17 protein-coding genes are annotated in these 21,990 nt (G+C 62.5%); 14 read left to right on the forward strand and 3 right to left on the reverse strand.

Going from position 1 to position 21,990, the window contains the following annotated elements; all coding sequences use genetic code 11:
• The first annotated feature begins 114 nt into the window (after positions 1-114).
• The 5 genes from I6F09_RS13325 (at position 115) to I6F09_RS13345 (ending at position 5,438) form a co-directional block, all read left to right on the forward strand.
• On the forward strand, positions 115-837 hold the full coding sequence (locus I6F09_RS13325) for a GrlR family regulatory protein (protein WP_109144347.1): 723 nt from the start codon (positions 115-117) through the stop codon (positions 835-837).
• A gap of 816 nt (positions 838-1,653) precedes the next feature.
• Positions 1,654-1,944, forward strand: coding sequence for a hypothetical protein (locus tag I6F09_RS13330; RefSeq protein WP_225155628.1), 291 nt, complete (start codon positions 1,654-1,656; stop codon positions 1,942-1,944).
• 1,130 nt (positions 1,945-3,074) lie between these two features.
• Positions 3,075-3,551: a hypothetical protein gene (locus I6F09_RS13335; protein ID WP_225155629.1), complete on the forward strand. Its 477-nt coding sequence runs from the start codon at positions 3,075-3,077 to the stop codon at positions 3,549-3,551.
• A gap of 156 nt (positions 3,552-3,707) precedes the next feature.
• Positions 3,708-4,670 (forward strand): ABC transporter substrate-binding protein, encoded by a 963-nt coding sequence (locus I6F09_RS13340; protein WP_225188245.1) that lies wholly within the window; start codon positions 3,708-3,710, stop codon positions 4,668-4,670.
• 204 nt (positions 4,671-4,874) lie between these two features.
• On the forward strand, positions 4,875-5,438 hold the full coding sequence (locus tag I6F09_RS13345) for a group 1 truncated hemoglobin (RefSeq protein ID WP_036023379.1): 564 nt from the start codon (positions 4,875-4,877) through the stop codon (positions 5,436-5,438).
• Between the two features lie 432 nt (positions 5,439-5,870).
• On the opposite strand, the gene frc is transcribed toward I6F09_RS13345, so the two are convergent.
• The 3 genes from frc to I6F09_RS13360 all read right to left on the reverse strand — a co-directional run bounded on the left by frc (position 5,871) and on the right by I6F09_RS13360 (position 9,716).
• The gene (gene frc / locus I6F09_RS13350) at positions 5,871-7,148 is read right to left on the reverse strand and encodes a formyl-CoA transferase (RefSeq protein ID WP_225186279.1); all 1,278 of its coding nucleotides are present in this window, start codon (positions 7,146-7,148) and stop codon (positions 5,871-5,873) included.
• A gap of 62 nt (positions 7,149-7,210) precedes the next feature.
• Positions 7,211-8,944: an oxalyl-CoA decarboxylase gene (oxc, locus tag I6F09_RS13355; RefSeq protein WP_225188246.1), complete on the reverse strand. Its 1,734-nt coding sequence runs from the start codon at positions 8,942-8,944 to the stop codon at positions 7,211-7,213.
• 76 nt (positions 8,945-9,020) lie between these two features.
• Positions 9,021-9,716, reverse strand: a complete 696-nt coding sequence (locus I6F09_RS13360; protein WP_157282741.1) for a GntR family transcriptional regulator — start codon at positions 9,714-9,716, stop codon at positions 9,021-9,023.
• A gap of 351 nt (positions 9,717-10,067) precedes the next feature.
• Between I6F09_RS13360 and I6F09_RS13365 the strand changes: the two genes are divergently transcribed.
• The 9 genes from I6F09_RS13365 to I6F09_RS13405 all read left to right on the forward strand — a co-directional run bounded on the left by I6F09_RS13365 (position 10,068) and on the right by I6F09_RS13405 (position 21,936).
• Positions 10,068-12,197 (forward strand): acetate--CoA ligase family protein, encoded by a 2,130-nt coding sequence (locus I6F09_RS13365; protein WP_036005664.1) that lies wholly within the window; start codon positions 10,068-10,070, stop codon positions 12,195-12,197.
• A 195-nt stretch (positions 12,198-12,392) separates the two neighbouring features.
• Entirely contained in the window at positions 12,393-13,247 is an 855-nt protein-coding gene (locus I6F09_RS13370) for an IclR family transcriptional regulator (protein WP_225188333.1), read from the forward strand.
• A gap of 92 nt (positions 13,248-13,339) precedes the next feature.
• The gene (locus tag I6F09_RS13375) at positions 13,340-14,308 is read left to right on the forward strand and encodes a tripartite tricarboxylate transporter substrate binding protein (RefSeq protein WP_225111777.1); all 969 of its coding nucleotides are present in this window, start codon (positions 13,340-13,342) and stop codon (positions 14,306-14,308) included.
• Positions 14,305-14,790 carry a tripartite tricarboxylate transporter TctB family protein gene (locus tag I6F09_RS13380; protein ID WP_225188247.1) on the forward strand — a complete coding sequence of 162 codons (486 nt, stop codon included), beginning with the start codon at positions 14,305-14,307 and terminating at the stop codon, positions 14,788-14,790. The genes I6F09_RS13375 and I6F09_RS13380 overlap by 4 nt, the downstream gene beginning before the upstream one ends.
• A complete protein-coding gene (locus I6F09_RS13385; RefSeq protein ID WP_036023341.1) occupies positions 14,790-16,289 on the forward strand; it encodes a tripartite tricarboxylate transporter permease in 1,500 nt (499 codons plus the stop codon). The genes I6F09_RS13380 and I6F09_RS13385 overlap by 1 nt, the downstream gene beginning before the upstream one ends.
• A 120-nt stretch (positions 16,290-16,409) precedes the next feature.
• Positions 16,410-18,212, forward strand: coding sequence for an adenine deaminase C-terminal domain-containing protein (locus tag I6F09_RS13390; protein WP_225145966.1), 1,803 nt, complete (start codon positions 16,410-16,412; stop codon positions 18,210-18,212).
• Positions 18,213-18,364: 152 nt separating this feature from the next.
• On the forward strand, positions 18,365-20,149 hold the full coding sequence (gene gcl / locus I6F09_RS13395) for a glyoxylate carboligase (RefSeq protein ID WP_225145965.1): 1,785 nt from the start codon (positions 18,365-18,367) through the stop codon (positions 20,147-20,149).
• Between the two features lie 13 nt (positions 20,150-20,162).
• On the forward strand, positions 20,163-20,948 hold the full coding sequence (hyi, locus tag I6F09_RS13400; protein WP_036005630.1) for a hydroxypyruvate isomerase: 786 nt from the start codon (positions 20,163-20,165) through the stop codon (positions 20,946-20,948).
• 100 nt (positions 20,949-21,048) lie between these two features.
• Positions 21,049-21,936, forward strand: coding sequence for a 2-hydroxy-3-oxopropionate reductase (locus I6F09_RS13405; RefSeq protein ID WP_225145963.1), 888 nt, complete (start codon positions 21,049-21,051; stop codon positions 21,934-21,936).
• Positions 21,937-21,990 lie beyond the last annotated feature (54 nt).

Below are 21,990 nucleotides of genomic sequence, written 5' to 3' on the forward strand. Positions count from 1 at the left end.
CGGCTATCGCGAGGGCGTCATCGACCCCGATGTCGAAATAATCGAACGGTACTCTCGGTCTTCCGAGACTAGCCGCTGAGCAAAAGAGGAGTCCGAGTCAATCGGTGGTGCCGGATGAACGAGTTATCAAGCACTTTCGACGGCCTCTTCAAAAGTGAATTCTCGATCAATCAAATGGTTGGCCGGAGCGTCACGTACGTGCGCCGGGGCAAGTTGCTGGGCGGCAATTCAGGGTTTGCTCATATAGGGAATTACCATGTCGAGGGGGACTCAATCCGTGTCGATGTGACCAGCCGACGACACAATTTTGGCGCCGATCATCAGTCTTTGCTCGGTTCCGACGTCTCGTCAATTTCCGTCGTTGGAAGAGCCGTTGGCAAGGCGTTTCACTTCGAGGGCAGTTCCCCGCAGGTGCCGGGTGCCGTCTTTCGATCCATCATGACCCCGCTGGATGAAAGCGACCTTCCGGCGCCCGGGATGATTGGTGAAGGTGGCATTTCCAACGGATTGTACTCCATCCATCTCAAAATCTTGGACGGCGTCCCCGGCGGCCTGACTGGAGTGATGCTATTGAACAACGGCCGTATCCTGGGTGGCGATGCCTTCTTCTACTATCTGGGGTCATATTCCTCCTCCAGCGGTCGATGGAGAGGGCAGATGGTCAATCAAGAGCATACGCCGGCGCGAGGGGAAGACCCGGTATTCGGCGGACACGAGATTGGAATTGGTTTTTCCGGGACGTGCGATGCCAAGGGCGGTTTCCTCGAGGGCACGGCGCTTGCGGGCAAGCGCAGCATCAGGTTCGAAGCTGATCTGAAATTGATCTGCGCTGCTTAAGGGGCGCGAAAGCCGAGGGCGCAGCTGCCGCGCGAAGCTAGAAGATCGGTTTCGCTCGGAGTTGGTCCGTCGGCGTCAATAGGCTTAGCACTGAGCGCTGCAAGGGAGGCGAGAAGTGCTCTCAGAGGAAAAGACGAGTACTACGCTGTTGAAGGTGATGTTAGGGCTCATCGCAGTCTGGGGTGTCGGCTGGATTGAGAAGAAGCTGTTCGGCCACTGGACCAACCTGGGCATCTTTATCGGGTGGATTGTCGGAGTGATGATCGCCTATGGCATAGATCATTTCCGAAATCGAAACGGGACGTCACCGAGGGGGAGCGCCGCGGAACCGGAGAGCAGTGAACGTCAGCCTGAAGGGAATGCATCAGCTCCCCTGAGAGGAGTAAACGGACCGGGTTTGCCGGGACACATGGACTTCGATCTAGATCAAACAGCCTCTCGACCCACGTAATTGCCCACGTTGAGCTGCACCGGAGGGAGCAGGGAATGTTCATTAATCGCCCTACGCGGACGATGCATTTACTTGCTTGGGCAATAGCCGCCATCGGTCTTCTCACGATCCTTTCGATGGCGCTGGGGCCCTCTTGAGGAGAGCGAACCGGCACCCTGAGGAGTGGACAGGCGCGCAGCGCCTCGGAGCGAGTGACTTCAATGCCTGTTTCGACAGAGGTTTGATGCGCCGCACACCCATCATTTTTCCAAGCTCAAGTAGTCGAAATAGAGATAAGCTACTTGAAGTTGTCAACCGAACCGCGGCGTAGCTCGCGAACCGGCCTGTCCTAGTCGCTTTGAGCACTTAAAAGTGTGGAGGAGGAGATGAAACGGCTGCTATTCGTTGGGCTTGTCGCGCTTCAATCGATCGGTATCGGATTGGCTCATGCCCAATCCGACGACTTAGTCAGACGCATCGAGCTGGGCATGAGGCTTATTAAAGTAGGATGCCCTACCGGCTCGGCAACGCAGAAAACAGAAGTGAAGGGAAATGCGACCGGTCGCATTACACTGTTGGGACCTGCTGACGCATCCGCCGACGCCGGCGCCAGTGTCAACTTCACGAAGGAGGAAGCCCACGGGCTGGTGGCTGCACTGCAAAAAAGAAGTAACTGACAGCGGAGTCAAACTCTCTGAGCGACAGCTCGATTGCCTAAAGCCCTATATCGACCGAATCTTCGAAGAGCTTTTCCCGAACAAGAAATCAGGTACACGCGATGAAAAGCGTTTAGCTCTTGCAGACCTTCATACTGCATTCAGAAAGATTGCAAGGCACGCGTATGGAGAGCAGATTGGTCCCCCTTTGACGTACGGGGTTAGCATCAATGACGACAAAATTGAGATATTCAACAGATCTTCGGCTTATTGGGCTCGCCTCGGCGATCTCAAACCAGAACCGGAATTTGTAACGCACGCTCCGGGGCTTCCACATCTCAGATTATATTGCCTGCTAAGCGACTGCGTGTCTCAGGTCTACAAAGATGGAAATTCCGAAAAAAGAAGCTACGCCCCAGTCTATGTAAAAATCGGAGCAGACCCGAAGCCGCTTGAGAATGCATTTGCTCGCGTGATCCGCCTATATTGAATCTAGCAGTTGTTGTGTCGCTTTTTTCCGCTCTCTGAGAGTTCCTGAGGGAGTGGACGGGTTTGAGCCTGAATCGGGCTAGAGGTCTTTTGGCGCAACCCCCGATTCACTTATCTTAATGAGCTGCGCACTTCCTCTTCTCTACTCTTAGACCGTTCAAGTCTTGTGGCGAGGGCGTCGATGCAGAACCACCGCACGATTGTGTTTGTCGAACGGCTGAACGAACTCTCTTCCCAACTTGCAGAACTAGAAGAACTCCGCCTCAAGGTCGAAGAGGCGGAGCGACTCGCCTGCGCTGTGCATACGTCGCGTTCGCCCGGACCTCTGACCACCCGCTGGAAACACAAATGCGCGCCAGACGCCGCGACATAGATTGGCACTTCGCCACTGTTGTCGTGACGCTGCTCTGGCTAGCGTGCTTTCCGCGACGCTGTTCGTGGTCCTTTTGCGTGGGCACCCCTGAGAGGAGTGACAGTCAGTGAAAGTCGCGCATTGGCTTGTCGCTGACGTCCTTGCGCCTCGCGAGACTGCGATACCGCCGCCAAAGCTCTGGCGATCCGGCACTGGCTGCGCACCATGCCGAGATGATGCGGCATCATCTTCGTCGACTACGATGTCGGAGCATTGAGCCGCTCGAGATAGCCAACGAGCACTGACGCCGATGAGCCTCATCCTGAGGAGGCGCGTGAGCGCCGTCTCGAAGGACGAGGCGTGCGCGCAGGCCGCCACCAGTCAATGCGAAGGACGGGGCGGTGATCGATCCTGCGAGGGTCGGCTTCGTCGGTTCTCGCTCGGCGGGGCGACCGGCCTCGTGCTGATGGGGATCAAGCCGGATTTCGCCAGGGTCGCCAGCCTCTGCAAGGAGACGACCGGCATGTGCGCACAGCCTCACAACGGCGAGACGCCGCCCGAGCCGATACAGGACGCGCGCATTCGCGCCGCCGTCATCGTTGATCCCGCACCGGCGACCCTGACGCGGGACACCGCGGACGGTGTAATGCTAAGGGACACGACGAGCGACCATGGTGCGAGCTACGATCTGATTGCAATTAAGCCGGACCGCGCCCCAGTTGACCTCGCCTCCGTGCTGCCGCCGGCCCGTTTATTTGTGCGTGCCACCTGGGGAATACCTGATTAGTTCGGCTGTACTTCTTCCGCTTCTGGCCCTTGGCAGACCTATTGCGGCTTCGTGTTCGACAGCAGCTTTTGACCCGAAGCAGTCATTGCACCCGGTCTCACGAAAAAAGTGCTAAGCTGATCTTCCCACAGGCGTGATCCCTAGAGGGAGCGACGCATGCGACGGCGGGAATTCATAGCCTTCAGCGGTGCCGTAGCAATCCTCCCATATACTGCGGGGGCTCAGGCCCAAGTCCGCCGCGTGGGTGCGCTCCTAGCTAGCCCTCTAAGCAGGCCGATTCTCGAAAGAGTATTGAAGGAGAAAGGATGGCTGTTGGGTCAGAACCTGCTCATAGACTATTGCATAAGCGATGGCGATACTGAGGAGAGCCGCAAGTGCGCGCGCGAATTGATCTCGTTGAAGCCTGATGTCTTGTTCGCGGTTACCAACACGTCGATGGCGTCACTGCAAGCTGAGGGGTCTAATATCCCGACCGTATTCGCGATGGTCAGCGATCCGATTGGAATGCGCTATGTCGAGACTTTCGCGCGGCCCGGTCGTAATGTTACCGGGTTCACTGCCTTTGTACCATCTCTCGGGGGTAAGTGGGTCTCCCTGCTGAAGGAAATCGCGCCGCAGATTGAGCGGATCGGCGTTGTCTACAACCCAGAACCAGGGAATAACTCTGCTGCGTTTCTCGCTTCGATAAAGGCCGTCGCACAAACCTCCGGAGTGGTTTCGGTGGAGACGCCCCACGGCGATAGCTCCAGCATCGAACGGCTAATCGTATCTCTCCAAGACACGCGGAAAGCTGGTCTTGTTTTTCTACCTGACGCACTGACTGCCGCACGACGGAAGGAAATGACCGCGCTTGTTGCTAAGTGCAGGTTGCCCGCGATCTACTTCCTACGACTATTCTGCGATGTAGGGGGTCTTGTTTCGTATGGAGTAAACCTCAATAAAATATATGCAGGCGCGGCATCCTACGTTGATCGAATTTTGCGCGGCGCCAATCCGGCAGACCTGCCAGTGCAAGCTCCGACCGAATTCGAATTCATCATCAACCGCAAGATCGCGAGGGTGCTCGGCTTGGAATTACCTGAAAGCCTCCTAGCCCGCGCCGATGAAGTTATCGAATAGAGAGCCGACTTCCGCTTGTGGCCCATCGCAGACGTCCCGGGCGGCCACACAAGCGAATGTGCGGTGAATCGTTCTTAGCGTGTAACCCCGACGCTTCCATCTTAATCCATCGACCTAAAATTTAATGCCGGAAGAAAGTGACGAAATCCGACCGGCTGCATGCTCCCAACGGATTATCCTGCTGCCTCACCAGAGGAGGTGACCATGGTACAATTTATTCCGACTTCCATCACACGACGAAGCATGGTCGCAGGAATGGCGCTGACCGCCGCCCCGACGACTGCATTGCAGGGAGCGAGTAAGGCATACGCGCAGGCCCAGCAAACCTCGCCTGAGAAAAGTCTGTATGAGCGGCTGGGCGGCGTTTTTGCTATTGCGGCCGTGGTGGATCACTTCAGCGACGCTGTCGTGAAGAATCCCGTCGTGGGCCAGAAGTCCAAGAATCCGCAACTACGAGAATGGCACACCAAGAACCTGACAAGGTTGCCGGGCCTCAAGTTCATGCGGACGCTGTGGGTCTGCGACGTTTCGGGCGGGCCCCTTAAGTTCGCGGCCACCAAGCCTGGCGCGACGCCGCTCGGACTTGAGGAAGCGCACCGCAATCTCAGAATATCTCCGGCAGAGTTCGATGAGGTCGCGGCGGAACTCGGGCGGAGCCTCGACTTTGCCAAGGTCCCTAAGCGCGAGAAAGCCGAGGTGCTGGCTGCGTTTGCCGCGCACAAGGACGAGGTTACCGCCGGGTCTGCGACGGTCGGCAAGCGCGGCTGAAGGGTGATCTTCCCGGTCTTCGCTAGCACCGACTGGCTCCGGCTGGGCGGGCACGTTGGATCGCGCCGCGATCCGTCCAGTTGTGGCCCATGCTGACGTCCCTCGGGCTGACGTCCGATAAGCGCCCTTGGACTCCAGATCTCTGCAGCCCCATCCGCGAACAGCGTGTGGTCGGGATCCGCTCCGATGTGCAGCAGCCAGCGCCTGATGTGCGCTCCCGGCATGATAGCCACGATGGCATAATACCCCTGTTTTGCCCGACGGGTCAGAATTTTTTCGTCGAATCAGAAATATCGTTGTGTGCCAATGGGATGGCTACTGTGCATGGGGTTGTTTTCCAGTTTTGATTTTGAGCCTGCGATTGCACGCCTTCACAAGCAAAAGGGGCCGCCCCTTCGGACGGCCCCTTTGGTCTCGTGAAATGTGGTCCGCTTACTCCGCGGCCTGCTTCTGCGGCGGGTCGAGCGCGCCGGACTTGTGGATCTCGGCGACCTGGTGATCGCTGAAGCCGAGCACCGAGCGCAGGATCTCGTCGGTGTGCTCGCCGAGCAGCGGCGATCGCGTCACGTCTGCCGGGCTATCCGACAGCTTGATCGGGTTGCCGACCGAGACGTACTTGCCGCGGGTGGGGTGGTCGACCTCGACCACGGTGCCGGTGGCGCGCAGCGACTGGTCTTCCGCGATCTCCTTCATCGACAGGATCGGGCCGCAGGGGATGTCGTCCTTGTTGAGGATCTCCATCGCCTCGAACTTTGTCTTCGTCATCGTCCACTGCTCGATGCGGGCGAAGATCTCGTTGAGGCGCGGCAGGCGCGCCGCCGGCTTGGCGTAGTTCGGATCGGTCTTCCAGGTGGGTTCGCCGATCACATCGCAGATCTTCTCCCAGACCGGGGCCTGGGTGATGAAGTAGATGTAGGCGTTGGGATCGGTCTCCCAGCCCTTGCACTTCAGAATGCGGCCGGGCTGGCCGCCGCCGGAATCGTTGCCGGCGCGCGGCACGGCGTCGCCGAACGGCACGCCTTCGCCGAACTGGCTGTATTCCTTCAGCGGGCCGTGGGCGAGCCGCTGCTGGTCGCGCAGCTTGACGCGGCAGAGGTTGAGCACGCCGTCCTGCATCGCGGCGGTGACGCGCTGGCCCTTGCCGCTGTGGGTGCGCTGGTAGAGCGCGGTGACGATGCCGAGCGCGAGGTGCAGGCCGGTGCCGCTATCGCCGATCTGCGCGCCGGTGACGAGCGGGACGCCGTCGCGGAAGCCGGTGGTGGAGGCGGCGCCGCCGGTGCACTGGGCGACGTTCTCGTAGACCTTGCAGTCTTCGTACGGTCCGGGGCCGAAACCCTTGATCGAGGCGACGATCATCTTCGGGTTGATCGACTGGATCTTCTCCCAGGGAAAGCCCATGCGATCGAGCACGCCGGGGCCGAAATTCTCGACCAGCACGTCGCACTTCTTGATCAGCTCGGTGAGGACTTCCTTGCCCTTGGGATTTTTGGTGTCGAGCGTGATCGAGCGCTTGTTGTGGTTGAGCATGGTGAAATACAGGCTGTCCACGTTCGGGATGTCCTGCAGCTGGCCGCGGGTGATGTCACCCACGCCCGGGCGTTCCACCTTGATCACGTCGGCGCCGAACCAGGCCAGCAGCTGCGTGCAGGTCGGTCCTGACTGGACGTGGGTGAAGTCGAGAATGCGAACGCCCTCGAGCGCTTTGGTCATCGTATTGCTCCGTACTCTGTCTGCCCCTGCACCCGGCAGGGAATAAGGGTTGAGGGGTGGACTTACTTCTTCTTCTGCAGAACGCTCTGTGGATTGAGGTTGCCGATGCGGCCGCTCTCCGAGCCGGCGGCCGGATCGATCACGGCGTTGATGAGCGTCGGCTTGCCGGACTTCATGGCGTCGTTGACGGCACGCTTCAGCTCGTCCGGCGAGGTCGCGTTGACGCCGACGCCGCCGAAGGCTTCCATCATCTTGTCGTAGCGCGCGCCCTTGACGAACACGGTCGTTGCCGGATCGGAGTTGGCGCCGTTGACGTCGGTGCCGCGATAGATGCCGTCATTGTTGAAGATGACGACGCAGATCGGCAAATTGTAGCGGCAGATGGTCTCGACCTCCATGCCGGAGAAGCCGAACGCCGAGTCGCCTTCCACGGCCAGCACGGGGTGGCCGGTCTCGAGCGCGGCCGCGATCGCCTGGCCCATGCCGATGCCCATCACGCCCCAGGTGCCGACGTCGAGACGCTTGCGGGGCTTGTACATGTCGATGACGCCGCGGGCGAGGTCGAGCGTGTTGGCGCCTTCGTTGACGAGGATCGCCTCGGGATAGTCCTTGATGACGTTCTTCAGCACACCGAGCGCGCCGTGATAATCCATCGGCGATTTGTTGTTCATGAGCTTCGGCGCCATCTTGGCGACGTTCTCTTCGCGCTTGGACGAAACGGCGTTGGTCCATTCGGCCGGCGGGGCGGTCCAGGATGATCCCATCGCCTGGTTGAAGGCGGAGACGACCGAGCCGATGTCGCCGACGACGGGCGCGACGATCTCGACGTTGGAATCCATCTCCTTCGGCTCGATGTCGACCTGGATGAACTTCTTCGGCGCCTCGCCCCAGCTCTTGCCCTTGCCGTGCGACAGCAGCCAGTTCAGCCGCGCGCCGATCAGCATGACGACGTCGGAGTCCTTCAGCACCGTCGAGCGGGCGGCGCCGGCGCATTGCGGATGGGTGTCGGGCAGCAGGCCCTTGGCCATGCTCATGGGCAGGAACGGAACGCCGCTCTTCTCGACGAAGCTCTTGATCTCCTCATCGGCCTGCGCGTAGGCCGCGCCCTTGCCGAGGATGATGAGGGGGCGCTTGGCGCTCTTGAGCACGTCGAGCGCGCGCTTCACGGATGCGGGCGAGGGGATCTGCGCGGGCGCCGCGTCGATCACCTTGACCAGCGACTTCTGGCCGGCCTCGGCGTTCATGACTTGGCCGAACAGTTTTGCCGGCAGGTCGAGATAGACGCCGCCCGGACGGCCTGAGACCGCAGCGCGGATGGCGCGGGCGAAGCCGATGCCGATGTCCTGGGCGTGCAGCACGCGATAGGCCGCCTTGCACAGCGGCTTTGCGATCGCAAGCTGGTCCATCTCCTCGTAGTCGCCCTGCTGGAGGTCGACGATCTCGCGCTCGGAAGAGCCGGAGACCAGGATCATCGGATAGCAATTGGTGGTGGCGTGGGCGAGGGCGGTGAGACCATTCAGGAAGCCGGGCGCCGACACCGTGAGGCAGACGCCGGGCTTCTTGGTGAGATAGCCGGCGATGCCGGCGGCGTAGCCGGCGTTCTGCTCGTGACGGAACGAGATCACGCGAATACCCGCGGCCTGCGCCATGCGGCCCAAATCCGTGATCGGGATGCCCGGCACATTATAGATGGTGTTGATGCCGTTCAGCTTGAGCGCGTCGATGACGAGATGGAAGCCATCCGTCAGTTCCTGCTCGGTGCCCGGTGCTTCGGACTTGGTCGCGGTATTCAGCATGGGCCTTGTCTCCCTGGTCTCAAGGTCGTTGGGGCGAGTTGTTCGCCCTTCTGGTGAACGTTGCTTAAGTGAACAGTTACGTAAACAGTTCTTGGCCGTGCGCTTCGACGTAAGCGGCAAGGCCGAGGGTGTGATCGCGGGCGCGCTTCTCGGCAAGCTCGGTGTCGCGCGCTTCCAGCGCTTCGATGATGCCGAGATGCTCGGGCAGTGACGTCGCGGTGCGGTCCTTGCGTCCGATGGTCAGCTGGCGATAGCCGCGCACGTGCAAGAGGAGGTCGTTGGTGAGATCGACCAGCACGGGGGATTCCGACAGCGAGATCAGCGCCTGGTGGAAGGCGATGTTGGCGCGCGAATATTCCTCGACGTGATCCTCGGGCAGTCGGTCCTTGCCGAAATCCTTGAAATAGTCGCGCAGCGCCGTGATGTCCTTCTTGCGCGCGGTGGTGGTGATGAGGCGGGCGGCCATGCTCTCCAGCGCCGCCCAGGCGCGGATCATGTCGACGATCTCGCTCTTGGTCCTGCGCACCACCATGATGCCGCGGCGGGGCACGGTCTTCACGAAACCGTCCTGCTCCAGCATCGCGATGGCCTCGCGGATCGGCGTGCGGCTGACGCCGAGCCGTTCGGACAGCGCGCGCTCGTCGAGCATCACCGGCTCGGGCGTCGAGTAGATGTCCATCTTGAGGATGGCTTCCTTCAAGGCGTCATACGCCTTGTTCTTGAAGCTGCTCTCCGGGGCAATACGAACGATTGCGATGTCTGCCTCGGCCATGTTCGGCAACGCCTTGGTTGGTTTCCGTAGTGACACGACGAATCTCCTCCAGTGGGGAGTCGTCTTTTACAGGAATATTAACTGGAAAGTTTTTGGCATACCACATGCCAGAATGTCAAGCTGCCTATTTTTTGCGGCCTTCTAGGCCATGCACCAGCTTGACAAGTTGGCTTCTGGCATACCAAATGCCATCGCCAGCCATTTTTGATCCATGCCGGCGGAGTAGTCTTGAGGCTTATGCCACTCCGTACCGCCGCATGGAACAGAGCGCGGCGAATGGCAAGCATCATGGGCAGCCGCAAACACGCGCGCGCTTTGAAAAGAACGAACTGAGGTCAAGGGAGAAGCCACATGTCCAATTCCAAAGATGCCGTCCGCAAGGTGCTTGACCAGGTCAAGGCGGACAATCGCACCAGCCTGACGGCCCCGGAAGGCAAGCTGGTCTGCGACGCCTACGGCATTCCGGTGCCGAAGGAGGGCGTGGCCAAGTCGGCGGGCGAGGCCGGCAAGATGGCTTCGTCCATGGGCTTCCCCGTCGTGATGAAGATCGTCTCGCCGGACATTCTCCACAAAACCGAAGCCGGCGGCGTCATCGTCGGCCTCAAGACGACCGAGGAGGCCGAGAAGGCCTACGAGACCATCCTCGGCAACGCAAAGAAATATAAGTCCGATGCCAAGATCGAAGGTGTGCAGGTGCAGCAGATGTTGGCCGGCGGAACCGAGGTCATCGTCGGCTCGATCACCGACGGCTCGTTCGGCAAGCTGGTCGCCTTCGGCCTCGGCGGCGTGCTCGTCGAGGTGCTCAAGGACATCACCTTCCGCCTCGCGCCGGCGACCAAGGAAGACGCGCTCTCGATGCTCGACGGCATCCAGGCGCACGAGATCCTGAAAGGCGTGCGCGGCGGCGAGCCGGTGAACCGCAACGCGCTCGCCGACGTCATCGTCAAGGTCTCGCAGCTCGTCACCGATTTCCCTGAGATCGTCGAGCTCGACCTCAACCCGGTGTTCGCGACGCCGAAGGATGCCACGGCCGCAGACGTCCGCATCGTGGTCGACTTCGCCTACAAGCCCAAGCCGAAGCCGCGTCCGACCGATGAGATCGTCGCGGCGATGAACCGCATCATGCAGCCGAAGGCGGTCGCCGTGGTCGGCGCCTCCGCGGAGGACGGCAAGATCGGCAATTCCGTGATGAAGAACCTCATCAACGGCGGCTACAAGGGTGAGATCTATCCGATCCATCCCAAGGCCGCCGAGATCCTCGGCTACAAGGCCTACAAGAGCGTCAAGGACGTGCCTGGTGTGATCGACGTCGCGGTGTTCGCAATCCCCGCGAAATTCGTCGCGGCCGCGCTGACCGAATGCGGCGAGAAGAAGATCCCGGGCGCGGTGCTGATCCCGTCGGGCTTCGCTGAAGCCGGTGCGCCGGAGCTGCAGGCCGAGATCGTCGAGGTCGGCAAGAAGTACGACATCCGTCTGATGGGGCCGAACATCTACGGCTTCTATTATACGCCCGCCAATCTCTGCGCGACCTTCTGCACCGCCTATGACGTCAAGGGCCATGCGGCGCTGTCGTCGCAGTCGGGCGGCATCGGCATGGCCATCATCGGCTTCTCGCGCTCGGCCAAGATGGGCGTGTCCGCGATCGTCGGCCTCGGCAACAAGTCCGATATCGACGAGGACGATCTGCTCGCCTTCTTCGAGCAGGACCCGAACACCAATCTGATCGCCCAGCACTGCGAAGACCTCAAGGACGGCCGCGCCTTCGCGGAAGCCGCAAAGCGCGTGTCCAAGAAGAAGCCGGTGGTGGTGCTCAAGGCCGGCCGGACCTCGGCCGGCGCGAAGGCGGCGTCGTCCCACACCGGCGCGCTCGCCGGAAACGATCGCATCTATGAGGACGTGTTCAAGCAGTCCGGCGTGATCCGTGCCCGCTCACTTCGCCAGTTGCTCGAATTCGCCCGCGGCGTACCGGTGCTGCCGACGCCGAAGGGCGAGAACGTTCTCATCATCACCGGTGCCGGCGGCTCGGGCGTGCTGCTGTCGGACTCCTGCGTCGATAACGGCCTGTCGCTGATGTCGATGCCGCCGGATCTCGATGCGGCCTTCCGCAAGTTCATCCCGCCGTTCGGTGCTGCCGGCAATCCCGTGGATATCACCGGCGGCGAACCGCCGATCACCTACGTCAACACCGTGAAGCTCGGCCTGTCGGATGAGCGCATCCACGCGCTGATCCTCGGCTATTGGCACACCATCGTCACGCCGCCGATGGTGTTCGCTCGCAACATGGTCGAGGTGAAGAAGGAGATGGAGGCCAAGGGTTTTGTGAAGCCGATGGTTGCCTCGCTCGCTGGCGACGTCGAGGTCGAGGAGGCCGCCGAATATCTCTATCAGAACGGCATCCCGGCTTACGCCTATTCGACCGAGCTACCGGTCGAGGTGCTTGGCGCCAAGTACAAGTGGGCGCGCGGGGCAGGGCTGCTCTGAGCTTGCGTTCACCTCTCCCCGCTTGCGGGGAGAGGCCGGAATTTGCACAGCAAATTCCGGGCGAGGGGGAGCTTCCGCGAGTCCAATTGCCACTGTCCTTGCGGAAGCTCCCTCTCACCCTGACCCTTTCAGAGCGAGCGTTGCTCGTCTCGGCCCCGCAAGCGGGAGAGGGGAAGAGAAGAAATGCAGGTCGCGATGAGCAAGAACGTGATCCGGCGCAAATCGCTCGAGCCCAAATCGGCCTCGGAGGCCGATCACGAGAGCCGCGACGGTGGCGTGCAATCGGTCGACCGCGCGCTGTCGATCATCGAGACGCTGGCCGAGGACGACGAAGGCTATCGTCTGAGCGATCTCGCGATCCGCACCGGCCTGTCGGCGTCCACCGTGCACCGGCTGCTCGCAACGCTCGAAAGCCGCCGCTTCGTGCAGTTCGACCGTGGCGAATCCAAATGGCATGTCGGGGTGCGCAGCTTCACGGTTGGCGCCAGCTTTGCGCGGCGACGCAATTTCTCCGCACAGGCGATTCCATATTTGCGCAAGCTGCGCGATCTCACCCGCGAGACGGCCAATCTCGCCGTGGTCGACGATGAGTTCATCATCGTGCTGACCCGTATGGAAAGCCGCGAGATCATGCGCTCGCTGACCAAGGTCGGCGGCCGCGTCCCCATGGTGACCTCCGGCGTCGGCAAAGCGGTGCTCGCAACCTATTCAGACGAGGATGTCGGCGCCGTCATCCGTCATCACGGCATGCCCCGCCTGACCGAGAAGTCGATCGTGCGCCCGAGCGACCTGTTCAGGGAGCTCGAGAAAATCCGCAAACAGGGCTTTGCCGTCGACGATGAGGAGGCGCAGATCGGCCTGCGCTGCGTCGCCGCGGTGGTATACAACGCGCTGGCAGAACCGCTTGCGGCGATCTCTGTTTCCGGCCTGACGAGCCGCGTCACCGACGAACGGTTGCCGGAGATCGGCCAGATCGTCCGGGACGTCGCGGCGGAACTGACTGCCGCGCTCGGCGGGGTGATCCCGGCGCCCCGTGACCAAAAACCCTGAGGCATGTCACTGGACAGCATCGGCCGTTTTGGTTGATATGCGACCAAACGACACAATGCGGCAAACGTCCGCATGAGCCTGGAGATGCCCACATGTTCCGATTTCCCGTGCGCCTTGTCGGCGCAGCCGTCGCGTTGACTCTGGCGGCAGCCAATCCGGGCTTTGCCCAGCAGCTCGAGCTCAAGCTGATGGCGCCGGCGGCTCCGGGCGGAGGCTGGGACCAGACCGCGCGCTCGATGCAGCAGGCGCTGGTGGCTGCGGGCGTCGCCCGCAGCGTGCAGGTCACCAATGTTCCCGGTGCAGGTGGCAGCGTCGGCATCGCGCAGTTCGTCAACGGCGCCAAGGGCGACGGCAACCAGATGATGGTCAACGGCTTCGTCATGGTCGGCGCGCTCGCCATGAACAAGTCGCCGGTGACGCTGGAGCAGGTGACGCCGATCGCGCGCCTGACCGAGGAAATCCAGGTGATCGTGGTTCCCGCGAACTCACCGATCAAGACTGCGCAGGATCTGGCCGCCGCGGTGAAGGCCGATATCGCCAAGGTCACCTTTGCCGGCGGTTCGGCCGGCGGCGTCGACCATGTGATGGCGGCCTTGTTCGCCGGCGCCGTCGGTGCCGACGCCAAGAAGATCAATTACATCCCGTTCTCCGGCGGCGGCGAGTCGCTGGCGGCGATCCTCGGCGGCAAGGTCACCGCGGGCATTTCGGGGCTCAGCGAATATGAAGGGCAGATCAAGTCCGGCAAGCTGCGCGCGATCGGCGTGACCTCGGAGAAGCGCATCGCAGGCAACGACATCCCCACGTTCAAGGAGCAGGGCATCGACCTCGTGATCGCCAATTGGCGTTCGGTGGTCGCGCCTCCCGGCATCACGCCGGAGCAGCGCAAGACCTTGAGCGATGCGGTCGAGAAGATGGTGAAGTCTGACGCCTGGAAGGAGATCCTCAAGCAAAAAGGCTGGGAGGACGCCTATCTGGGCGGCGACGCTTTTGCCGACTTCCTGAAGAAGGAAACGGCCCGGGTCACCGACGTGCTGAAATCGGTCGGCTTGGTCAAGTCATGACCTCGGGCGATCCCGTCCAGCCGCCGCGGCGCGTCGACCGCGCCGGTCTCGTCATCGCGGCATCGCTTGCGGTGCTCGCCGCCGTGCTGGTCTGGGACGCGCGCGGCCTGCAATCCGCCGCGATGTACGGGATGGGGCCGGAGGCGATGCCGGTTGTGGTCGCCTGCGGCCTTGCGCTGCTTGCGATCGGCAATTTCATCGACACACTGCGCGGCAATCTGCCGGCACGCGAAAGCGCCGATCCCGTGCCTGTGGTTCTGATCCTCGTCGGTCTGGCGCTGCTGATCGCCATCATCGGCTTTGGCGGCGGCTTCATCCTGGCGACCTCGGCCCTGTTCGTGACGACCTCGGCGGCCTTCGGGCGCCGTGCCATCCTCATCGACGCCATCATCGCTCTCGTGATGTCGACCCTCATCTATCTCGCGTTCGACCGGTTGTTGACGCTGAGCCTGCCTGCCGGCCCGCTGGAGCGACTGCTGTGATGGATACCTTTGCCGCGCTGGCTCACGGCATGGCGGTCGCCGTCCAGCCGATGAACCTGCTTTACGCGCTGATCGGCGTGTTCCTCGGCACGGCCGTGGGCGTTCTGCCCGGCATCGGCCCGGCATTGACGGTCGCGCTGCTGCTGCCAGTGACCTACAAGCTCGACCCCGGCGGTTCGCTGATCATGTTCGCCGGCATCTATTATGGCGGCATGTACGGCGGATCGACCACAGCGATCCTCATCAACACGCCGGGTGAAAGCGCCTCGATGGCGACCGCGCTCGAAGGCAACAAGATGGCCAAGGCCGGCCGCGGCGGGCCGGCGCTTGCGACCTCCGCAATCGGTTCCTTCGTCGCCGGCACCATCGCCACCATTGGCTTGGCTTTCCTTGCGCCATGGCTGGTCGATGTCGCCGTGCGCTTCGGTCCGGAGGATTATTTCGCGCTGATGTGCGTTGCCTTCGTCACGGTGTCGGCGACCTTCGGCGATTCCCCAATCCGCGGCCTGACCAGCCTGTTCATCGGTTTGACGCTCGGTCTCGTCGGCATCGACAAGTTGACCGGTCAGGCGCGGCTTGCGTTCGGCGTTCCTGAATTGCTCGACGGCGTTGAAGTCACAACGCTCGCGGTCGGCCTGTTCGCGGTGGGCGAGGCACTCTACGTCGCATCGCGCCGCCACCACACCGAGGAGAAGCTGGAGCCGGTGCGCGGCTCGCTGTGGATGACCAAGGAGGACTGGAAGCGGTCTTGGAAGCCATGGCTGCGCGGGACCATGTTCGGTTTCCCGATCGGTGCGCTCCCGGCCGGCGGCGCGGAGATCCCGACCTTCCTGTCCTATTCGACCGAGAAGCGGCTGACGAAGCATCCCGAAGAATTCGGCAAGGGCGCGATCGAAGGGGTCGCCGGCCCCGAAGCCGCCAACAACGCCTCCGCCGCCGGCACGCTGGTGCCGCTGCTGACGCTAGGCCTGCCGACCTCGGCGACCGCCGCGATGATGCTGGCGGGCTTCCAGCAATACGGCCTCAATCCGGGCCCGCTGCTGTTCGCCGAGCGGCCCGACCTCGTGTGGGGTCTGATCGCAAGTCTTTTCATCGCCAACATGATGCTGCTGGTGCTCAACCTGCCGCTGGTCGGCCTATGGGTGCGGCTGCTCGCGATCCCGCAGCCCTGGCTCTATGCCGGCATCCTCGTGTTCGCGACCATGGGCACGATCGCGGCAAAGCCGTCCGTGGTGGAATTGTCGATGCTGGCCGGCTTCGGTGTGCTCGGCTTCCTGATGCGCCGGTTCGATTTCCCGATCGCGCCCGTCGTCGTCGGCCTGATCCTGGGCCCGATTGCCGAAAGCCAGCTCCGCCGCGCGCTCGCGATCAGCCTCGGCGATCCCATGACGCTGCTGCAGAGCCCGATCTCGGCGACGCTCCTCGGCGTCGCGCTGATCGCGCTGGTGGCACCCTTCGTCTTGAAGGGGCTCGGGCGGTTCAAGGCGAATGAGGACTAGCGGAACTCATCAACGGCCAGTTTGCCCAATGCGTAAGCAAAGGTGCCGTTTTATTTGAGTTGCCCCTGCCGCCGTCGGGGGCAACCATCGCTGGGCTGTCCAATATCCGTGAGAGCCCCGATGACCAAACTCACCCGCTTCACCGTTGCTCCCCTGCACAGCATGACGCGGCGCTTGGCCGATGTTGCGTCGGCCCGCGTCGCGCCGGATCTCGTCGTCACGGGGGCGCGGGTGCTCTCGACCTATTCGGAGCGCATTCATCAGGGGCGGGAAGTCTGGATCACAGGCGGCCGCATCGCGGCGGTGAAACCGGCAGGCACAGCCAAGAAAGCCTGGAGCGATGTTCCGCTGTATGACGCCGCCGGTGGCATCATCGCGCCCGGCCTCGTCGATCCGCACATCCACATCGAATCCTCGATGGTGACGGCCTGCGCCTATGCCGAGGCTGCGTTGCTGAACGGCACCACCACGATCTTCTGCGACAGCCACGAGATCGGCAACGTCATGGACGTCGCCGGTGTGGAGGCGATGCTGGAAGATGCGCGCGAGGCGCCGCTGTCGATCTTCTTGACCGTGCCGAGCACGGTTCCCGCGACCTCGGCTGAACTGGAGACGGCGGGCGGCGACCTCACGCCGGACAAAATCGCCGGTCTGTTCGATCGCTGGCCCGAAGCGGTGGCGCTTGGCGAGAAGATGGATTTCGTGCCTGTCACGATGGGCGACGAGCGCAGCCATGCCATCCTCTCCGCAGCCTTGAAGCGGGGGCGTCCCGTTTCCGGGCATGTCTACGGCCGCGAATTCGTTGCGGCCTATGCGGCATCCGGCGTCACCGACACCCATGAGGCGATCGACCGCGACATCGCCGATGACCTGCTCGATGCCGGCGTCTGGGTGTTTTTGCGCGGGGGACCGCCGACTACGCCCTGGCACTCGCTGCCGCAAGCGATCCGAACAATCACCGAGCTCGGGGCCTCGCACAAACGCACCGCCGTGTGCACGGACGATCGTGACGCCGATGATCTCCTGCTGTTCGGTCTCGACTGGGTCGTGCGGGAAGCCGTGAAGGCGGGGATGTCGCCCGAGCAGGCCTGGTCAATGGGCTCTCTGCATGGCGCGACCCGCTTCGGGATGGAAGGCGATATCGGCGGGCTTGGCGGCGGCCGCCGCGCCGATCTCGTGCTGATGGACGATCAGCTCGAGCCACAATGCACCTGGTATGGTGGCGAGCTCGTGGTCGAGCACGGCAAGATCACCCCGCGTCTCGATCAGGCGCTGTCGCATCGCTACCAATATCCCAAGGGAGCCTATGCGACCGTCAAGCTGCCGCAGACGATGAAGCTGACGCCCGAATTGCCGGCCAAGGCCTGCGCCGTCAACGCCATCAAGACCGCGCTGCCTGGCATCACGCTGATCCACGAGAAGGTCGCGATCGAACCCGCAAAAGACTGGCCGTCGCTGTTCGCGCGCTATGGCCTCTGCTTCGTCGCGGTGGTCGAGCGTCATGGCCAATCCGCGGGCAACGTCGCCCATGGCCTCTTGAAGGATTTCGGCCTGAAGCGCGGCGCGGTCGCCTCCAGCGTCGGACACGACAGCCACAATCTCATCGTCGCTGGCACCAACGAGGGCGACATGCAGGTCGCCATCGCCGCCATCAAGGAGCGGCAGGGCGGCGTCTGCGTCGTCGCCGACGGCGAGGTGAGGGCGCTGGTTCCGCTGCCGATCGCAGGACTCCTGTCCGACAAGCGTGTCACCGAAGTGGCGGAAGAGGTGAAGGTGCTGAAGAAGGAATGGGTCGAGGCCGGCTGCACCATCCCGTACATGGGCTTCAATTTGATTCCGCTATCGGTCATTCCGGAAATTCGCATCACCGATAAGGGACTCGTGCTGGTGCCGCAGATGCAGCTGGTGCCGCTGTTCGAGTGAGCTGCTTTCACGCATCTGTTGATCTAACCGATTGACACGTCCACGATTTTCTCGTGGTTGCCGCATCGTGGAAAATAAAATCGGTCTCGTTGAGATCGGCTTCTGCGTATCTGATGATCTCGCTCGCTGACGCAATTTGAGCGAGGTCCGATATGGCGAAGATGCGAGCTGTCGATGCGGCCGTGCGTATCCTGGAGAAGGAAGGTATATCGACGGCCTTCGGTGTTCCCGGCGCTGCAATCAATCCACTTTACTCGGCGCTGAAGAAGCGCGGCTCGATCCGCCACATCCTGGCGCGCCATGTCGAGGGCGCTTCGCACATGGCCGAAGGCTATACACGCGCCAAGGCCGGCAATATCGGGGTCTGTATCGGCACCTCCGGGCCGGCTGGCACCGACATGATCACCGGTCTTTACTCCGCGATCGCCGATTCCATCCCGATCCTCTGCATTACGGGGCAGGCGCCGCGCGCGCGGCTCTACAAGGAGGATTTCCAGGCGGTCGACATCGAGTCGATTGCAAAGCCTGTCACGAAGTGGGCACTGACGGTACGTGAGCCGGCGCTGGTGCCGCGTGTGTTCAGCCAAGCCTTTCACGTGATGCGCTCAGGCAGGCCGGGGCCGGTGCTGATCGACATGCCCCTCGACGTGCAGCTCGCCGAGATCGAGTTCGATGACGAGACCTACGAGCCGCTGCCGGTCTATAAGCCCGCCGCGACGCGCAAGCAGGTCGAGAAGGCGCTGGAGATGCTCAACGCCGCCGAACGGCCGCTGATCGTCGCGGGCGGCGGCATCATCAACGCCGACGCCTCGGATCTGCTGGTCGAGTTCGCCGAAATCGCCAACATACCCGTCGTGCCGACGCTGATGGGATGGGGCGCGATCCCCGATGATCACGTGCTGATGGCCGGCATGGTGGGTCTCCAGACCAGCCACCGCTATGGTAATGCCACGCTGCTGGAGTCCGACTTCGTGCTCGGCATCGGCAATCGCTGGGCCAACCGCCACACCGGCTCGGTCGAGACCTACACCAAGGGTCGCAAATTCGTTCACGTGGACATCGAGCCGACGCAGATCGGGCGCGTGTTCAATCCCGATCTCGGCATCGTCTCGGACGCAAAGGCCGCGCTCGAACTGTTCGTCGCCGTCGCCAGGGAGTGGCGGCGGTCAGGCAGGCTCCGCGAGCGCCAGGCGTGGCCTGCGGCCTGCCGCGACCGCAAGAAGACGATGCTGCGCAAGAGCCATTTCGACAACGTCCCGATCAAGCCGCAGCGCGTCTACGAGGAAATGAACAAGGCGTTCGGCCGCGACACCACCTATGTCACCGTGATCGGCCTGTCGCAGATCGCCGGCGCGCAGTTCCTCGGCGTCTACAAGCCCCGCAACTGGATCAATGCCGGGCAGGCGGGGCCGCTCGGCTGGACGCTGCCGGCCGCGCTCGGCGTGCGCGCGGCGTGCCCGGAGCGCGAGATCGTCGCGCTCTCCGGCGACTACGATTTCCAGTTCCTGATCGAGGAGCTCGCGGTCGGCGCGCAGTTCAATCTGCCCTACATCCACGTCGTCGTGAACAATTCCTATCTCGGCCTGATCCGACAGGCCCAGCGCGGCTTCGACATGGACTATCACGTCCAGCTCTCCTTCGAGAACATCAACGCGCCCGAGATCGGCGTCTACGGCGTCGACCATGTCGCGGTCGCCGAAGGCCTCGGCTGCAAGGCCATCCGCGTCACCGACCCGAAGGACACGCAGGCAGCGTTTGCGACCGCCCGCGAATTGATGGCCAAGCACCGCGTGCCTGTGGTGGTCGAGTTCATCCTCGAACGGGTCACCAACATCGCGATGGGCGCGGAGATCGACAACATCGTCGAGTTCGAGGAGGTGCTGGACCTTCCGCTCGACGAAGTCGAGACCACGCGCGTGCTGCAGCCGGCGGAATAGGGGAAGAAGCACCATGCCGAAATTTGCCGCCAATCTCACCATGCTCTTCAACGAGATGCCGTTCCTCGACCGCTTTGCGGCGGCGAAGGCGGCGGGCTTTGCCGGGGTCGAATATCTCTTCCCCTATGATTTCGACAAGGCGCAGCTGCGCGAGCAGCTCGAGGCGCATGGCTTGACGCAGGTGCTACACAATCTCCCCGCCGGCAACTGGGCGGGGGGCGAGCGCGGCATTGCGATCCTGCCCGACCGCATCGCCGAATTCCGCGACGGCGTGTTCCGCGCGATCGATTATGCCAGGGCGCTCGATTGCGAGCAGCTCAACTGCCTCGTCGGCATCGCCCCTGTCGACGCCGATCCGCACGAGCTTCGGGAGACGCTGGTCGGGAATCTGCGTTTTGCAGCTTCGTCGCTGGCGCGAGAGAACATCAAGCTATTGGTCGAGCCCATCAACACGCTCGACATTCCCGGCTTCTTCCTCAACGGCACCGAGCAGGCGGTGCAGCTGATCTCCGAGGTGAGATCGAACAACCTCTTCATCCAGTACGACATCTACCACATGCAGATCATGGAAGGCGATCTCGCCCGCACCATGCAGGAATATCTGCCTCAGATTGCTCACGTCCAACTTGCCGACAATCCCGGCCGTCACGAGCCCGGCACCGGCGAGATCAACTATCCCTTCCTGTTCCGCCACCTCGACGCGATCGGCTATCGCGGCTGGATCGGCTGCGAATACAAGCCGCGCACCACGACGCTGGAGGGCCTGTCGTGGCATGCGGCACAGACGTTTGAGACCTGAGAATATTGCCACGTCGGCGGTGCGCTCCCTCTCCCGCTAGCGGGAGAGGTGCACCGAGTGCGCGGATGAGTTTTGCTACTCCAACTGTGAGAAATCAGACATGACCAACATCGGCTTCATCGGACTTGGCACCATGGGACGGCCGATGGCCGGCCATCTGCTGGCTGCGGGCCATCGGGTGCTTCTGCGTGACGTTGCTCCGATCGCGCCGGAGCTGATGTCCGCGGGCGGCATCGCCTGCACATCGGCCAGGGAGGTCGCGGAGCAGGCGGACGCGGTCATCATCATGGTGCCGGATACGCCGCATGTGGAGGCCGTGCTGTTCGGCAAGGAGGGCGTCGCTAGCGGCATCTCCAAGGGCAAGATCGTCGTCGACATGAGCTCGATCTCGCCGCTGGCGACGAAGGAGTTTGCGAGGAAGATCGAGGCGCTCGGCGCCGATTATCTCGATGCGCCGGTGTCGGGCGGGGAGGTCGGCGCCAAGGCGGCGAGCCTCACCATCATGGTCGGCGGGCCCGAGCGGGCCTTTGGCACCATGAAGCCGATCTTCGACAAGATGGGCAAGAACGTCACGCATGTCGGCGCCAACGGCGACGGGCAGACGACAAAGGTTGCCAACCAGATCATCGTCGCGCTCACCATCGAAGCCGTGAGCGAGGCCCTGTTGTTCGCATCCAAGGCCGGTGCGAATCCCGCGCTGGTGCGCAAGGCGCTGATGGGCGGCTTCGCGTCCTCGCGAATTCTGGAGGTGCATGGCGAGCGCATGGTGAAGCGCAATTTCGATCCTGGCTTCCGCATCGAGCTGCACCAGAAGGATCTCAATCTCGCGCTCGAAGCTGCGCGTGCACTCGGCCTGTCGCTGCCGAGCACGGCGGTGGCGCAGCAATTGTTCTCGTCCTGCACTGCACATGGCGGCAAGGCCTGGGATCACTCCGCCATGGTGCGGGCGCTGGAACTGATGGCGGGGCATGAGATCGCCAGGGCCTGAACTGTTACGCGGTAACACTGTCCAGTGATGCATCTTTCGTCGCAGGGGAACCGG

The sequence above is a fragment of the Bradyrhizobium sp. IC3195 genome, assembly GCF_020193585.1.
In the GTDB taxonomy this organism is placed as follows: domain Bacteria; phylum Pseudomonadota; class Alphaproteobacteria; order Rhizobiales; family Xanthobacteraceae; genus Bradyrhizobium; species Bradyrhizobium yuanmingense.

Coding starts and splice junctions, on each gene's coding strand:
- I6F09_RS13365 (WP_036005664.1), top strand. CDS start 10,068: ATGTCCAATTCCAAAGATGCCGTCCGCAAGGTGCTTGACCAGGTCAAG.
- I6F09_RS13340 (WP_225188245.1), top strand. CDS start 3,708: ATGCGACGGCGGGAATTCATAGCCTTCAGCGGTGCCGTAGCAATCCTC.
- hyi (WP_036005630.1), top strand. CDS start 20,163: ATGCCGAAATTTGCCGCCAATCTCACCATGCTCTTCAACGAGATGCCG.
- I6F09_RS13385 (WP_036023341.1), top strand. CDS start 14,790: ATGGATACCTTTGCCGCGCTGGCTCACGGCATGGCGGTCGCCGTCCAG.
- I6F09_RS13335 (WP_225155629.1), top strand. CDS start 3,075: ATGAGCCTCATCCTGAGGAGGCGCGTGAGCGCCGTCTCGAAGGACGAG.
- I6F09_RS13360 (WP_157282741.1), bottom strand. CDS start 9,716: ATGGCCGAGGCAGACATCGCAATCGTTCGTATTGCCCCGGAGAGCAGC.
- I6F09_RS13370 (WP_225188333.1), top strand. CDS start 12,393: ATGAGCAAGAACGTGATCCGGCGCAAATCGCTCGAGCCCAAATCGGCC.
- I6F09_RS13375 (WP_225111777.1), top strand. CDS start 13,340: ATGTTCCGATTTCCCGTGCGCCTTGTCGGCGCAGCCGTCGCGTTGACT.
- I6F09_RS13325 (WP_109144347.1), top strand. CDS start 115: ATGAACGAGTTATCAAGCACTTTCGACGGCCTCTTCAAAAGTGAATTC.
- frc (WP_225186279.1), bottom strand. CDS start 7,148: ATGACCAAAGCGCTCGAGGGCGTTCGCATTCTCGACTTCACCCACGTC.
- I6F09_RS13345 (WP_036023379.1), top strand. CDS start 4,875: ATGGTACAATTTATTCCGACTTCCATCACACGACGAAGCATGGTCGCA.
- I6F09_RS13380 (WP_225188247.1), top strand. CDS start 14,305: ATGACCTCGGGCGATCCCGTCCAGCCGCCGCGGCGCGTCGACCGCGCC.
- I6F09_RS13405 (WP_225145963.1), top strand. CDS start 21,049: ATGACCAACATCGGCTTCATCGGACTTGGCACCATGGGACGGCCGATG.
- I6F09_RS13390 (WP_225145966.1), top strand. CDS start 16,410: ATGACCAAACTCACCCGCTTCACCGTTGCTCCCCTGCACAGCATGACG.
- I6F09_RS13330 (WP_225155628.1), top strand. CDS start 1,654: ATGAAACGGCTGCTATTCGTTGGGCTTGTCGCGCTTCAATCGATCGGT.
- oxc (WP_225188246.1), bottom strand. CDS start 8,944: ATGCTGAATACCGCGACCAAGTCCGAAGCACCGGGCACCGAGCAGGAA.
- gcl (WP_225145965.1), top strand. CDS start 18,365: ATGGCGAAGATGCGAGCTGTCGATGCGGCCGTGCGTATCCTGGAGAAG.